The following is a 15,399-nucleotide window of genomic DNA, read 5'->3' on the forward strand; positions in this document are numbered from 1 at the left end:
ATCCATTATTTCACTTATTCCTAGCTTCTTGCAAAACTCAGCTAAGAAATTCATTCTACCATGATTATGAGTTTTAAAGCGAAAGTCTATATTATGCATAAATTCCATCCTCTCTTTATTCTCTTACTTCTATAATAATGAAATTTATGATAGATTTTTATACTTTATATTGGGTAAAATTAGTTATGCGAAATATGAGTTATAAAAGAGTTTGGCAAAGCGTACCATTTACACTGAGAGGTGGGTATGGTAGCATATACGTGGCAATGCTCTTTATTACAAGCTTTGTCCCAGGAACATTATCCTATGCCCACAGAGGCTCGGTGTCAATGGCAAACTCGGGCATGTATATTTATACTTTAATATTACGACAGTGTGTATTCCATAAGGGGTCAGTTTAAAGCGAAAATCTACAAATAGATATAAGAAGGATTTACACTTAGAAAAACAGAACTTATTCCTGATAATAATTATATATAAGGGGAATCTATTTTGTCCACACTAATAGCAAATGGACAGAATACATATGTAAAATCTAAGAAAAAATAAATTAGGGGTTAGATGAACTGTTCTTTATCATACAATTTCTTGTTTTTCATAAGGTACGAAATTATTTTAATAATATAGGGCATACTATTTTTATGAAAAATTTGAGAGGAGCAAATAATGAATACAGAAATTATTACTGACAGACAAAGGATTTTTTTGGTAATAACTTTTATAATAGGAGAAACAACAATGCTATCAAAGGGAATTGAGGCTGGAAAAAATTTATGGTTAGCTATTATTTTATCAATATTTATGGCAATTCTAATATTCCTAATATATGCTAGGTTACACTATAATTTTCCAAATAAAGACTTGTTTGATATGATTGAAATTTCTTTTGGCAAAGTAATTGGAAAAGGAATTATTATATTATTCACATGGTATATATTTCATTTAACAGCTTTAATTACAGAAAATATGATTTATTTCATTAACACAGCTAGCTTAGCTAAAACATCTATGATTACATTAATCATTCTATTTATAGCCTTATGTGTATGAATGATAAATGAAGGTATTGAAGTGATAGCTAATGTGACAACTATTTTTTTCCCTTTATTAATTATTTTTATATCTGGTCAGATAATATTATTAATACCAAAGATGAATATAAACCATATTCGTCCCATATTATACGTAAATGAGATAATACCACTTTTAAAAGCTTCTTATGCTACATTAGTATTTCCCTTTATAGAGGTAATAATATTAACTGTAGTTTTATCTAATTTTAATACTAAAAAATCTCCTTATAAAGTTTATCTCTTAAGTTTATTGTTTGGAGGCATTATTGTATTTACTGTTTCCATAATGAATCTTTTAGTTTTAGGAGAAGATGGAGTTACAACAGCATACTTCCCCTCCTATGCTTCTGCTGGGAAAATAGATGTTGGTAAAATTTTACAAAGAGGTGAAATAATACCTGGGAGTGTAATGGTAATAGGTGGTCTAATAAAAGCAAGTCTAGGCTTATTAGCATCTTGCAAAGGTTTTGCAAAATCATTCGGGTGTAAAGATTATCGATTTATTGTAACGCCTGTTTCATTACTATTAATTAATTTAACTTATTTTGAATTTGAGGGTGTAATTGAGTATGGAGAGTGGGTTGCAACAATATATCATTATTATGCTTTTTTATTTGTGGTGATTTTGCCTATTATTATTCTCATTGCTACGGAAATTAAAAAGAAAAGGTTGACAAACAATTGAGATGGAATATCTAAGGTATAATATCTACACTTTATAGTTTTAAAATACATGAGGTGGGCATGTCTGAGTGTGTGAAAAGCAATTGGGTAAAAGGGACAGTTAATCCTGGTCAATGAATAAGAGCTTAAATTTTATATGAAATACTCTTATAATAAAATGATGTGACCCTTGTCAAGTAGAGAAGAATAAAAAAGTATTGTTAAGCAACTTGAGTTTTGTATTTATAGCAACTCAGATTGTTTATTTTTTATGGAATTATATGGTAATATATATATATAGGACAAAAGCATAGGAGAGAGTATAAATGGGAGAGAAAATATATTATTTAGTGGAGGTAGTTATTTTTGCAACAATTGGATTTAATTTGATATTTAAACCAGATTCAGAGTTGGTGCAAAAAGTTATAAAAAATCAAAACATAGCTAGATTATTAGGTGTAGTAGCCATTGCCAATGCAGTGATTAATTTTAAGAAGTTAATCATGTAAGTTATTAGGGGAATGAATGTATAAGACTTGGATAAAGAGGGTGTCTATCAATATGGGAAGAAGGGTATGTATAGGTTTAATCCTGTTTTTACTATGTACAAATTACATATATGCTATAGAAAGTAGCAAAGGAAAGGAAGTTTTCGTACGTTTTAAATCTGTTGAGGATAAAGCTAGTATGGAGAACATATCATCTAGTGAATTAAATAAAATAATAATTTTTGAAGATAAAAATTTAGAAGGTGTAATTAGAGCCATAATAAAGAAAACAGAAGGAGAAATTCTTAAAAAAGACGTAATTCACATAGAAGGACTATATACGGGCTATTTCAAAATATCTAGTTTAAAGGGAATAGAAAACCTAGTTAATTTAAAGGAATTAGAGTTGATAGATGTTAATGTAACAGATATAAGTGAATTAAAATCACTAAAAAAATTAGAGTATTTAAATCTTTCCTATAATAAGATCGTTAATATGGAACCTATAAAATTATTAGAAAAACTAGAAAATCTAAACTTAGGTTCTAATGACATAATAAGTATAGAATATATTAGTGGACTAAATAATTTAAGAAAATTAGATTTATCTTGGAATGATATTGAAGATATAGGAGTTATAGCATCTTTTTCTACATTGGAAGAATTAAATATAGGGTATAACAAAATAAAAGATATAAGTGTAATAAGTGCTCTAACTAATTTGAAAAAATTAGATTTAGAATATCTTCAAATAATAGATATTAATTTCTTATCAAGCCTTATTAATCTTACGGATTTGAGTTTATCTTCTAATGAGGTAGTAGATATAGAGCCTCTAAGAAAACTTGTTAATCTAGAGAAATTAAATTTATATTACAATAATTTGGTAAATATAGAGCCCCTATCATGTTGTACAAGATTAGAAGAATTAAATTTATGGGAGAATAATATTGAGCAGAAATGGAATATCCAATGTGGAGCGCTTAAGCTCATTAAAAGAACTTAGGGAATTACATTTATGGGATAATAACATAGAAAATATTGAGCCTATTGGGAATCTTACTGAGTTAAGAATGCTAGAGTTAATTCATAATAATGTAACAGATATAAGTCCATTATCATCACTTACAAATTTACGTGATTTAAGTTTAGATGAAAATAATATAACTAATATAGATTCACTATCTCAACTAATTAATCTAAACAGCTTAAGTTTAATGAATAATAATATTAAAAATATAGAACCACTCTTATTTCTTAGAAAACTAGAATATTTAGGTTTAAGTATAAATGAAATAAAAAACATAGGAGTCATTGGAAATCTAGTTAATTTGAAGAGATTAGATTTAGGAGGAAACAAAATTACTGATGTAAGTCCCTTATTATCTCTTAATAACTTAGAATCATTGAGTATAGATGAGAGTACAGTAGAAAACATAAGTGATATAAAGAATCTTAAAAACTTAACTAAAATTAATAGTGAAGATATCATATTAAAGGCTAAATAAATGATATATGTAAAGTAGTATAATATGGAATGGTGATTCTTAAAAGTATAATAGTATAGTAATTATAATGTAATTTTAAAAATATGAAACAGGATTATGACAGGAGGCGTATATGGATGAAGAAAAGCTATGTAATGGTCATAGGATTAATATGTATGATACTGATGGTAGGCTGTTTTCCAAAGGAATTTAAAGAAAAAGCAAATGAAGAATTTGGGGATCAACATTTTAAAACTGTCATTGCTCTTATAGAACTACATAAAGTTAGAAATGGTAATTATCCAGATAAGTTGGATGATGTAGAATATGTAGGTGAATGGGATAAAATTGCTTTCAATAGTGTTGAATATAAAAAACTTGAAGAGGGATATGAACTAAATATTAAGAATGGATGGGTAGGTAAGCCAGAAAGTTTATCGTATCCAAAGGAATTTTGGGAAGGTCTTGGACTAAAAAAATCAAATTTAAAAGAAAAATCAAATTAGGTTGTGAACAGCTAGAAAATATATTATAAGGGTGAATTAATAGTCTAAAATAAGGAGACGTTATGGAGATAACAAATGTACATGATTTTAAGCATAACAATGAAGAGGAATTTATAAAAATACAAGAAAAATTAAAGGAAAGGATAGAGTTAACAAATAAAATTAATTTTAATAATATAAAAACCTATGCAGGTGTAGATTTAGCCTATTGGGAAGAAAAAGGAGAACCCTTCGGAGTATGCAGTATAATTGTAATAGATGCTAATACAAAGGAAGTAATAGAAAAGGTTTATAGCTTTGGAAAGATAGAAGTTCCCTATGTGGCAGGATTTTTAGCTTTTAGAGAACTTCCTCTAATCATTGAAGCAGCTAAGAAATTAACTATTGAGCCAGATGTATTTCTCTTTGATGGTAATGGATATCTCCATTATAATCATATGGGAGTAGCCACTCATGCGTCCTTTTTTCTTAATAAACCAACTATAGGAATAGGAAAGAGCTATTTAAAAATAAAAAAAGTAGAATTTGAAATGCCTGAAAATGAAGAAGGAGCATTTACTCATATAGTAATAGATGAAGTTATTTATGGTCGTGCTGTAAGAACATTAAAAAATGTTAAGCCCATATTTTTATCTTGTGGTAATTATATAGATTTAGAAACTAGCTATAAAATATTAATGAGTTTGGTAAATAAAGATAGTAAGCTACCAATTCCCGTAAGGCTTGCTGATTTGGAAACACACATATTAAGAAAAAGACTAAGAAGTGAATAAAAATTAATTAGAAGTTAGACAAAAGAGATAGGGATAATAAATTGCTATCTCTTTTTCATGGAAATTGTATTAGGAGTTATTTTCTTAAGGGAAAAAACATATTTTTGAGGGGAGTTATATGGTTATTTTAATAACTCTATGTTATCTTCCTACTATGTATAGACTTGTTATTAGACCAATTCTAAGGGGAGATATGGAATTTATAAATTGGATTTTTGCTATAATACTAATCTTTATGATTTTCATATTTAAAAAGTCCTTTGGAGCATACAACTTGTTTAATATAAATGAAGATAAGCTTTATTGTATAAATGAAAACCACCTGTTGTGGGGGTGGTTCAAAAAAGCTTCCAGGGGTGAGCAGAAAATAAAAAATTCTTTTGTTAGGATAGTATTTAGGTTTGCCGACCTTTCAATGTGTCTTAAGACACATTGAGCAACATGCCCCTCTAGGGCTAAAGCAAAACACCAATTGGACGGGTGGTCATGATTACAAGGATTTATTAATTTCTAAAATATTTTTTATGGCAATATTTCTGCTATATATGCTTTTTCTTCTGGATTGAAAGATAACATCTATAAATATATAGTTATAATTAGTATGTTATACTATGACAATCATAAAATGGTATAATTTGTTATTTAACATATGCTATAATTGTACATGTGAAGTGGTAACAATTTAGAATGATAATTAAACTGTAAATGGGCGAATTTAAGTTTTACGTGGAATTTTCATTTCAAAATGAGAGGAAAAAGGGGAGATGAATTATGGAGGATACAAAAATAGTTTACAATAGGGAATTAGTTTTTGGTATTATATTTAGTACTATATTTATTGGATGGATATGTTTAGGGATTATTCCAACAATCCTTATTTTAGGTGGAGTATATTATATATTTTTTCATAAAAATCCAATTAAATTTAATTGGATTAAAAAGTCTTTAGTTGTTTTTAATTTGCAAAAGGAGGGAATTAAACTATATTCTTATGAGAAGGAGATTCCTTGGAATGATATTCATACATATCATATTAAATTTGATTTTTTTAGATATTATCTTTGCATAAAATTAAGAAAAGATATAATGATTACAGAAGAACAAAAATTGTTTTATGAAAAATTAAAACAAGGAAATATCTTAAAGGAAACTGAAGAAGATAAAATAATAGAATATCCTTATAACTTTATAAAAGATTCAAATAATGATCTAAAATCAAATATTGAAATGTTTTTAAAAGAGTGTTCCCTATATTACCTGGAAGAATCACAGGATAAATTAGAAATTAATAAGGGTACATCTGAAGTATTGGCGTATGGGTTAGGTAGCATATTTTTTATTAATATATTTGCACAAAATGCTGCTGTTTTCCTGGTAACTTGTCTTATAGGCATACCTATTATGTTTTATTTTTCTAAGAAAATAGAATATACCTCTTATTTAATTTTAACAAAAGTAGGATTTGAGTTTCCTAAGGCAAATTTTAAGCTATCTTGGAATGAGATTAAATTAATGGAAGTGCGAAGGGGAACAAGGGATACTCCAGGTGGCTTAATCATTTGGTTTAATGATATTGAAAATTTTATGGAGGAAAATCCTGAATTTTTTTCAAAAATAGATTATATAATAGATTATGATGAAGAAAAATTGAAAAAAACAGGAAGACTCCAGTTGGAATGTTCACAAACAGCATTAGGAGAAGATGCTTTAAGAGAAGAATTTCAAAAATATATAGATAAATATGGTCAAGGAACTATTCAAGATGAAGATGCTCAGAAGCATAATAAACAAGAAGAAATATGTAAACCTATTTCTCCTCAAAAGGATTTAAATAATGAAATAGAGAATTTACCTAATGAAGCACAAACTAAGGAGAGTCCAAAGTTAGAAAAAGAAGAAATAAAAGACAATACAATAATAAATATGACAGAGGAAAAAAAGGAAGTCCTATCTGAAGATAAAACTATTGTAGAGCCTTTAGAAAACTTAGGATTAGAATGTAATTTAGAACTTCAAAAACTTGTAAAAATTCAATTTGAATCACAGTGTACATTTAATGAAATGATTATTTTAAAGGAAGAAGGAGAGTATTGTTTAGCATTAAGAGTAGAAGGGTTAAGATTAGACGGTTATTGCATTTTCTTGAAAAATCAAATTAAATCTTTATCCTATTGTCCTGATTTTTATAATGACCTACTCCAAAAGGAATATTATTTTAAATTAAATACAGTACCTTATATTGATCTTAAAAAATGGGAGACGATTTTTGACAATTATGAAGTAAAAAATCATTTTGTAGAAATAGAAACTCTAAACGAAAACTATAAGGGAAAACTAAAAGAAATATCAGAAGAAAAAATGGTATTAAATGCATTTAAAGTAAAAGATAAGGGCATCTTTGAATCTGTATCCATGGATCTAAACTCAATTACTTTCATTTCTTTTGAAACTTCGGAATTAATGCTTTTAGAAAAATATAGTTCCTATTACATATGAAAAAGTATTTTTTGAATAATAGTATAGATAAATAGTGATTAAAAATTACCCTTCGGCAATGGTGCCGAAGGGGTTTTGTTTTATTATGAAAAATTGATGGATTATAGTTATTTAAAAATATTTTGGCTGTGATAACTTAAAAAAATATATATGATATAAGAATGAAATAAAAAGATAAAAAAATAACTAATATTGTTTTGCGAAAAATATTTTGTTATAATATAAATAATATTTCGACAATTTACGTCAAATTATTTTAGTTATAGGGAGGTTATATAATGAAAAACTTCGAATCTTTTGTAAACAGTGATATGGTTTCGCTACTAGAAAAGGGGAAAAGGGATGGAGTAGAAACTGTTTGGGATAGGGTGGAGGCTATGAAAGCTCCATGTGGGCTTGGATCAAAGGGTCTATGTTGCCGAATTTGTGCCATGGGTCCATGTCGCATTAGTCCTGTACCAGGAAAAGGTTCTAGTAGAGGTATATGTGGAGCAACTGCAGATGTGATCGTATCAAGAAATCTGGCTAGAATGGTGGCTGCTGGAACTGCTGCCCATTCAGACCATGCTAGGGGAATAATACATTTACTTCATCAGGCATCTAGAGAGGGCGACTATACTATTAAGAATCCTGATAAGCTAATAAGCCTTGCCAAGGAATGGCATATTGACACGGAAGGAAAGGACATTTATGAGATAGGTCATATGGTGGCAGAGGTTGCATTAGAAAATTTTGGTAAGGCCTTTGGTGAAATGAAATTACCAGCATCCATACCTGAAATAAGAAAAGAACTCTGGAGAAGAGAAAATATTATGCCAAGGGCAATAGATAGGGAAGTTGTATCCATAATGCACTCTACCCATATTGGATGTATGGCAGATGCAGAAGAGATGTTACGTATGGCCTTAAGAACATCCTTAGCAGATGGATGGGCTGGGTCATATATGGGAACGGCAATAAGTGATATATTATTTAATGTACCAAAGGCAACGAAAACGGAATCAAATTTAGCTGTATTAGAGGAAAACCAAGTAAATATCATATTACATGGCCATGAGCCTAGTCTTTCTGAGATGATTTTATTAGCAGTTTCTGATTCCCAATTAGTGACAAAGGCAAAGGAAGTGGGAGCAGATGGTATTAATTTAGTTGGAATGTGTTGTACAGGTAATGAATTATCAATGAGACATGGAACAAAAAATGGTGGTAACTTCTTGCAGCAAGAATTAGCAGTGATAACTGGAACTGTTGAAGCGGTCATTGTAGATGTGCAGTGTATCCTCCCCTCATTGGCGGAGTTAACTAAAAAGTATCACACAGACTTTATTACTACTTCACCCACAGCTAGAATTACAGGGGCTACTCATATTGAATTTAATGAAGAACATGCATATGAATCGGCTAAAAAGATTGTACTCAAGGCAATTGAAAATTTTCCAAATAGAAATAAGGAAGATATTTGCATTCCTGACACTAAGACTGAATTTATGGTGGGATATAGTGTAGAAGAGATAATTAAACATATGGATAAGGTTGCTAATGAAAATGAAAAGGGAACCCTTATGCCTTTAGTAAATACAATTGCAGAAAAAAAAATTAGAGGTGTAGCTGCACTTGTGGGATGCAATAATCCAAGAATTAAACAAGATTACAATCACATAAAAATTGCTGAAAAGTTAATTGAAAATAACATCCTAGTAGTTGCAACGGGATGCTCTGCAACGGCACTAGCAAAGGCAGGTTTAGTTAATATAGAATCTGCTAAATTAGCTGGAGATGGATTAAGATCTGTCTGTGAAGGTTTAAATATTCCACCTGTACTCCACATGGGTTCCTGTGTAGATATTAGTAGGATCTTACAGCTCACAGGGGAGGTTGCAAAGTTATTAAATGTAGATATTTCAGATTTACCAGTAGTTGGAGTTGCTCCTGAGTGGATGTCTGAAAAGGCAGTAGCAATCGGTGTATATGTTGTATCTACAGGAATAGACACTTGGTTGGGAGTATTACCACAGATAACTGGCTCTGAAAAAGTGGTAAATATTTTAGTAAATGATATTGAAAACATAGTAGGTGCAAAGTTTTTTGTGGAGACTGATCCTATAAAGACGGCGGAGCAGATTATTGAAAGAATAGATATGAAAAGACAAAAATTAGGAATATAAAGGGGGTATTAAAACTATGAAGATAGCTATTACTGGTAAAGGCGGAGTTGGAAAAACAACATTTACAGCTATGCTATGTAGAATGTTTTCAGATGAAGGGAACAAGGTTTTTGCAGTGGATGCAGATCCAGATGATAATCTTGCCCTTGCATTAGGTTTTCCTCAAGAAATTATAGATAATATAATTCCTATTACTAAGATGAAGGAACTAATAGAAGAAAGGACAGCCTGTTCCCTAGGAGGATTTGGGAAAATGTTTAAGTTAAATCCAAAGGTAGATGACATTGGAGACGAGTATTCCCATAAATTTAATAACATTAATTTATTAAATTTAGGAACGGTTGACAAGGGTGGAAAGGGATGTTATTGTCCTGAAAATGTATTGTTAAAAAAGTTAATTTCCCACTTAATTTTAGAAAACAAAGAGATAATGATCATGGATATGGAAGCTGGAATTGAACATATGGGCAGAGGCGTTGCAAAGGGTGTGGATGCATTTATTGTAGTGGTTGAACCTGGCATTAGAAGTATTCAGACCTATGAAAAAGTAAAAAAAATGGCGTCACATATAGGGGTTGAAAATATATTTGCAATTGGAAATAAAGTAAGAAATGAAAAAGATATGGAATATATACAGAATAATATAAACAAAGAAGACATATTGGGTTTTATTTACTATAACGAGGAAATTATTGATTCTGATAGAAGGAATTCCTCTCCCTATGACCTGTGTGAAAAAACCATTACAGAGGTAAAGTTTATTAAGGAAAAATTATTAGACATGGTTTTGAAGTAAGGTGAAAATATTTAGGTATACTGAAAAATATGTATTATGACTAAAAGAGAAATATGACAGGGGGACCAAGTACATCAGGCCTTGTAATAATGAACGTGTACCTCCATGTCATAGTTCTATGAACAGGCCTTCTCCTATAAAATAGAGATATGGATTTTTAAAAATATATATTTATCGTATAATATAAATATGTGTTTACAGATAAAAATTCAATCACCAAGAGGAGAGGTTTCTTTGAGAAAGAAAATTGAAAGACTAGTAAGGGAGTATATTCATAGTTTTAATATGCTTCCAACTGAAAGAGAATTCAAAGATAAATATATGGATGAATATAAATGGATAAATGAAAATTATAAAATAAAATATAATGACTTTTTAATAGAATTAGGATATGATCCATATAAAATAAGTGATGTAAAAAACTATGGTAGTCTATCAGAAGAAGAAATATATGGTCTGATTAAAAATAAAATTAAAGACTTTATAGATAGATATGAATACGTACCAAATGAACAAATTTATAAAACCTTACCCCTTCCTTCGTTAAAATACCTGAAGGCTAGATTTAACATAACCTATCCAAGGTTACTAAAGAATACTGATTGTGACCATATAAATGGATTTAAGATATACAAGCATATTCCAAAAGAGGTTTTATTAAGGCAGGTTAAACTTAAAATTGATGAATATTTAAAGAACAATAATAAACTTCCTAATAAGAAAGCCTTTGGTAGATTTAAAGTTGGTTCAGTTCAGTTTTATGAAAAGAGATTTCAAAAAACATATTATGATTTATTAGAAAGTTTAGGATATTCATTAAAATTAAAGCATAAACCTCTTATCTATAAAAATTATAGCTATGATGAAATATTTGAACTCACAAGGAATGAAATTAAAAAGTTTGTTGGTGAACATGGGGTTGTTCCCACTCAATTTCAATATGGTAAACTAAACGCCCCATCGGAAATCTATTTTAAAAAGAGACACAATCTCACCTACAATGCCTTATTATTAAAACTTGGTTTTGAACCCATTAACCCGGGAGAAAAATATAAGTATTTTACGGATGAAGAATGTTTCATTAGATTTAAAGGGGAAATTGAAAGATTTGCAAGGGAAAAGAATAGACTTCCTAATGGAGAAGAATTTCAATCTTTGGATGTTCCTTCTTATGGATATATAAAAAAGCGTTTCAAATTTACCTATAAAGAGTTAATCAAGTATTTAGGTTATAGTGAGATTGATTTTATTGAGGGATATTTAGGTCTAAAGGAAGAGGAAGTTTTTGAAAAAATTAAGGAACAGATAAAGCTATATGTAGAAAAAAATATGAGGTTACCCACACAAAAACAATACAATAGCCTTAATGGTCCATCATCTTATCTAATAAAAAAACTATTTGGTTTAACATATAATCAATTAGTAAATAAACTTGGATTCAATGTAAATAGAAAAAATAATTAATTTCACCATATGAGGAGGATTGATTAGTATGAATGGGACTCCAATATTTATATTCGCATTTCTATTAGGCCTTAAGCATGCTATAGAACCAGACCACATTATCTCTGTATCAAATATTGTAGGTGCAACAAAGAATATTAAAAGAGCAGCAATGGTTGGTATCATATGGGGCATAGGTCATACGGCCACATTATTAATAGTAGGAATGATTACTATAATGTTAAAGGAAGAAATACCTAATAATTTGGCTACTTTATTAGAAATTGGTGTTGGCATTATGATAATTTTCCTTGGTATGAAAACCATACTATCTTATAAGAAAAAACTTCACTCACATAGTCATAATAATGATGGCATATACGGTTGTGGTATCATTGACTATATAAAGTCATTATCAATAGGATTTATTCATGGATTAGCAGGAAGTGCAGCAATGATTTTTCTAACTGTATCTACAGCCAATAGTTACTTAGAAGGTGGATTATTTATTGGGGCTTTTGGTTTAGGTACCATTGTTAGTATGCTTTTATGTACACTTATTATAGGAATTCCATTTGCAATAAATAATAATGTGAATATAAATAAATTTATGAATCTATCCATTGGAATATTTAGCTTAGGATTTGGTTTTTACTATGTATACTCTCTAATTAACATATAAATATGCTGTGTGAAATATCTAAAGAGTACTTTATAAAGTACTCTTTAGATATGTATATAATAAGTAAAAAACATTACAATTTATCTTTTCTAATCTATCTAATATAGAATATGCTTAAAGTCAATGAATTAGAGTTGACTTTATTTATTCTGAAAAAAAGATTTACCACCTACCTACTAGTATGATATACTCTTCTTATGAAATTAAGGAGAGTGAGAAATATGAGTAAGAAAGTATTTGAAAAAATAAACCTAGGCGGTATAGAAATTAATAATAGAATAGTAAGATCAGCTACGGCAGAACTTATGGGAGATTCAAATGGTTATGTGACAGATAGACTTTTGAATATGTATAGTGAACTATGTGATGGTAATATAGGCTTATTAATTACAGGATTAACAGAAGTAGTAGAAGGAACTGCTACTCATACTCTAATGAAAATACACGATGATTCATATATAGAAGGATTAAAAAAATTAACGGACTTGGTACATAGTAAAGGAAATAAAATAGTTGTACAATTAGTCCATCATGGATCACAGATAAGCGGTAGACCCACATATGAACCATATAGTCCATCAGGAATTGATGATGAGGGATCAAGGGTTAAATCAAGGGAAATAACTAAAGAAGAAATAAGAAAATTGGTTGAGGACTTTGGAGATGGAGCCTTGAGAGCAAAGAAGGCTGGTTTTGATGGCGTTCAAATCCATGGAGCCCATGGATATTTCTTTAGTAGATTTTTAACTCCATATTATAATAGAAGAGCTGATGAGTATGGCGGAAGTATTGAAAACAGAGCAAGAATAATACTAGAGGCATATGAAAATATTAGGAAGAAGTGTGGAGAAGACTTCCCTATATTTATAAAAATAAATGCCTGTGATTTCCTTGAAGAAGGTGGACTTACTTTTGAAGACAGTAAAAAAGCAATGAAGATCTTTTCACAAGTAGGCTTTAATGCCATTGAAGTAAGTGGAGGAATTAAGATAGGGAAACATACTCCTATAAGAATTGCCATAAGAACAAAAGAGGATGAGGCATATCATAGGGAATATGCAAATAATATAGCTAAGGAAATAAGTACACCAATTATTGTGGTAGGTGGATTTAGAACCTTAGATGTAGTAAAGGAAGTAATTGAAGATACAAATATAGAAGCAGTTTCCATGTGTAGACCTTTCATAGTAGAGCCAAAGCTAGTAACAAGATGGTTAGAAGGGGATAGAGAAAAGTCAAAATGTGTATCATGTAATAAGTGTTTTAATCCACGTGGAACTAGTTGTATATTCAATAAAAAATAATATAAAGGGACTTGTTAATATGGAAAATAGAAAAGAACAGATTGTGAATATTGCTATTGATTTTATTGAAAAATATGGATTTGATAGTTTTAGCTATAAAGATTTATCCCAAGCTGTAGGAATTACAAAGGCAACTTTGCATCATCACTTTCCTAGAAAAGAAGATTTGGGAGTAGCTGTTTGTGAAAAGTTAAAGGTAGAAGCTAAGGCTATAAAGAGTAAGATTGATAAGATAGGCACTGCCCAGGAGAAGATTAAGTATATATTTGAGAATCTTCTTAGCTGTGCTAAGGCAGGAGATATTTGTCCCATATCATCTTTACAAGCGGAATATAATGTGATTCCAGACTCTATGAAGGCCATGGTGGCTGACTTAAGTGAAGGAGAGATTGATTATTTAAGTGAAATCCTTGAACAAGGACTAGAAGAAGGTACTTTCCAATTCAAGGGGAATCCTAGGAGCATGGCACTTATGATACTAACTTCATATAAGGGAGCTATACAATATTCTAGGGTCATAGATGACAATACTATTGATACTGTCATGGAACAAATATACAATCAAATTATGAAGTAGCTAATTATGAGGACTTTTTTCTAGGAAAGATTAAATCTAGAAGAAAGTCCTTTTTATTTTAAAATCTTATAGAAACTTATAAATCATAGATAAAATCTATTAGACATGGAGGATAATCTTTTTTGTGATAAAATTGTAATAGTATACAATTATTATTTAGGGAGATAAATATATGAAGAAAGTTAAAGTATCCTCTGAATGGATCAAACTAATTATTATGAGTTTACTCATACTAATTTGCATTATTACAATGAAGGCTTTTGGCATTTATGATTATATTAGCATTCATAATATAGAAAACTTAAAGGGGTGGATTAAGAGTTTTAATTCCCTTGGGCCTATAGTATATATTTTAATATTTATTGGGGCATGTTTATTCTTCTTTCCTGCACCACCCTTTGTGATTTTAGCAGGAGTAATCTTTGGCCCTTTAATGGGTACCCTATGGACGGCAGTAGGAGCCCTTATTGCTGATGGAACGGCCTTTTTAGTTGCACGATACGGTGCAAGAGGCATAATTTCAAAGATAGGAAATAAAAATGAAAAATTTAGGAAGATTGATGAAGGAGTAAAAGAGCAGGGATTAAGAATATTAATTATCACAAGACTCATACCTGTATTTCCATATATGATTCAAAGTTATGCCTATGGTTTAACAAATATGAAATTTTCATCATACATATTAGTTTCTTGGATTTGTACCATACCTGGCATAATGGCCTTCACATTTATGGGAGGAGCCATTGGATCTGGTGGTAGTCTTAGTAAAATTTTTATGTATTTAGCCGTAGGAGCCATTTTATTTGTGGGCATATCCTTAATACCTAGATATGTGGTAAAGAAAAAGGGTATAGATATTATGAATTAAAGTAAAAGATAGAACCTCAAACTTTATGGGTTTGAGGTTCTATCTATTATAAACTTCATTATGTTCCTAGTCTAAAAT

Annotated in this window: 13 protein-coding genes and 1 pseudogene; all 14 read left to right on the top strand. The window is 29.8% G+C overall.

Translation table 11 applies throughout. The annotated features are described in order from the left end of the window. Window positions 1-666 precede the first annotated feature (666 nt). The 14 genes and pseudogenes from N4A57_RS12545 (at window position 667) to N4A57_RS12610 (ending at window position 15,321) form a co-directional block, all read left to right on the top strand. Window positions 667-1,758 (top strand): annotated as a pseudogene (locus tag N4A57_RS12545) (GerAB/ArcD/ProY family transporter). Between the two features lie 304 nt (window positions 1,759-2,062). Then, the gene (locus tag N4A57_RS12550) at window positions 2,063-2,245 is read left to right on the top strand and encodes a hypothetical protein (protein WP_293658337.1); all 183 of its coding nucleotides are present in this window, start codon (window positions 2,063-2,065) and stop codon (window positions 2,243-2,245) included. 52 nt (window positions 2,246-2,297) lie between these two features. Further along, window positions 2,298-3,230 (top strand): leucine-rich repeat domain-containing protein, encoded by a 933-nt coding sequence (locus tag N4A57_RS12555; RefSeq protein WP_293658338.1) that lies wholly within the window; start codon window positions 2,298-2,300, stop codon window positions 3,228-3,230. Continuing rightward, window positions 3,175-3,732, top strand: coding sequence for a leucine-rich repeat domain-containing protein (locus N4A57_RS12560; protein ID WP_293658339.1), 558 nt, complete (start codon window positions 3,175-3,177; stop codon window positions 3,730-3,732). The genes N4A57_RS12555 and N4A57_RS12560 overlap by 56 nt, the downstream gene beginning before the upstream one ends. Before the next feature lie 116 nt (window positions 3,733-3,848). Then, window positions 3,849-4,217, top strand: a complete 369-nt coding sequence (locus N4A57_RS12565; RefSeq protein ID WP_293658340.1) for a hypothetical protein — start codon at window positions 3,849-3,851, stop codon at window positions 4,215-4,217. Between the two features lie 62 nt (window positions 4,218-4,279). Further along, window positions 4,280-4,990 carry an endonuclease V gene (locus tag N4A57_RS12570; protein ID WP_293658341.1) on the top strand — a complete coding sequence of 237 codons (711 nt, stop codon included), beginning with the start codon at window positions 4,280-4,282 and terminating at the stop codon, window positions 4,988-4,990. 771 nt (window positions 4,991-5,761) lie between these two features. After that, complete coding sequence (locus N4A57_RS12575; protein WP_293658342.1) at window positions 5,762-7,486, top strand: hypothetical protein; 1,725 nt, start codon at window positions 5,762-5,764, stop codon at window positions 7,484-7,486. A 278-nt stretch (window positions 7,487-7,764) separates the two neighbouring features. Then, window positions 7,765-9,651 carry an anaerobic carbon-monoxide dehydrogenase catalytic subunit gene (cooS, locus tag N4A57_RS12580; RefSeq protein WP_293658343.1) on the top strand — a complete coding sequence of 629 codons (1,887 nt, stop codon included), beginning with the start codon at window positions 7,765-7,767 and terminating at the stop codon, window positions 9,649-9,651. Window positions 9,652-9,667: 16 nt separating this feature from the next. After that, the gene (locus N4A57_RS12585; protein WP_293658344.1) at window positions 9,668-10,447 is read left to right on the top strand and encodes an ATP-binding protein; all 780 of its coding nucleotides are present in this window, start codon (window positions 9,668-9,670) and stop codon (window positions 10,445-10,447) included. A gap of 234 nt (window positions 10,448-10,681) precedes the next feature. After that, a complete protein-coding gene (locus N4A57_RS12590) occupies window positions 10,682-11,911 on the top strand; it encodes a hypothetical protein (RefSeq protein ID WP_293658345.1) in 1,230 nt (409 codons plus the stop codon). A gap of 28 nt (window positions 11,912-11,939) precedes the next feature. Then, window positions 11,940-12,572, top strand: coding sequence for a HoxN/HupN/NixA family nickel/cobalt transporter (locus N4A57_RS12595; protein ID WP_293658346.1), 633 nt, complete (start codon window positions 11,940-11,942; stop codon window positions 12,570-12,572). A gap of 221 nt (window positions 12,573-12,793) precedes the next feature. Next, window positions 12,794-13,876, top strand: coding sequence for an NADH:flavin oxidoreductase (locus tag N4A57_RS12600; RefSeq protein WP_293658347.1), 1,083 nt, complete (start codon window positions 12,794-12,796; stop codon window positions 13,874-13,876). 19 nt (window positions 13,877-13,895) lie between these two features. Then, window positions 13,896-14,453, top strand: coding sequence for a TetR/AcrR family transcriptional regulator (locus tag N4A57_RS12605; RefSeq protein WP_293658348.1), 558 nt, complete (start codon window positions 13,896-13,898; stop codon window positions 14,451-14,453). A gap of 172 nt (window positions 14,454-14,625) precedes the next feature. Next, a complete protein-coding gene (locus N4A57_RS12610) occupies window positions 14,626-15,321 on the top strand; it encodes a TVP38/TMEM64 family protein (protein ID WP_293658349.1) in 696 nt (231 codons plus the stop codon). Window positions 15,322-15,399: the final 78 nt, after the last annotated feature.

This window comes from Anaeromicrobium sp. (genome assembly GCF_025210435.1).
Classification (GTDB): Bacteria; Bacillota; Clostridia; order Peptostreptococcales; family Thermotaleaceae; genus Anaeromicrobium.

Excerpts from the sequence above, each read along its gene's own strand:
- N4A57_RS12550 (WP_293658337.1), top strand. The coding sequence starts at position 2,063 with ATGGGAGAGAAAATATATTATTTAGTGGAGGTAGTTATTTTTGCAACA.
- N4A57_RS12555 (WP_293658338.1), top strand. The coding sequence starts at position 2,298 with ATGGGAAGAAGGGTATGTATAGGTTTAATCCTGTTTTTACTATGTACA.
- N4A57_RS12565 (WP_293658340.1), top strand. The coding sequence starts at position 3,849 with ATGAAGAAAAGCTATGTAATGGTCATAGGATTAATATGTATGATACTG.
- N4A57_RS12570 (WP_293658341.1), top strand. The coding sequence starts at position 4,280 with ATGGAGATAACAAATGTACATGATTTTAAGCATAACAATGAAGAGGAA.
- N4A57_RS12575 (WP_293658342.1), top strand. The coding sequence starts at position 5,762 with ATGGAGGATACAAAAATAGTTTACAATAGGGAATTAGTTTTTGGTATT.
- cooS (WP_293658343.1), top strand. The coding sequence starts at position 7,765 with ATGAAAAACTTCGAATCTTTTGTAAACAGTGATATGGTTTCGCTACTA.
- N4A57_RS12585 (WP_293658344.1), top strand. The coding sequence starts at position 9,668 with ATGAAGATAGCTATTACTGGTAAAGGCGGAGTTGGAAAAACAACATTT.
- N4A57_RS12595 (WP_293658346.1), top strand. The coding sequence starts at position 11,940 with ATGAATGGGACTCCAATATTTATATTCGCATTTCTATTAGGCCTTAAG.
- N4A57_RS12600 (WP_293658347.1), top strand. The coding sequence starts at position 12,794 with ATGAGTAAGAAAGTATTTGAAAAAATAAACCTAGGCGGTATAGAAATT.
- N4A57_RS12605 (WP_293658348.1), top strand. The coding sequence starts at position 13,896 with ATGGAAAATAGAAAAGAACAGATTGTGAATATTGCTATTGATTTTATT.
- N4A57_RS12610 (WP_293658349.1), top strand. The coding sequence starts at position 14,626 with ATGAAGAAAGTTAAAGTATCCTCTGAATGGATCAAACTAATTATTATG.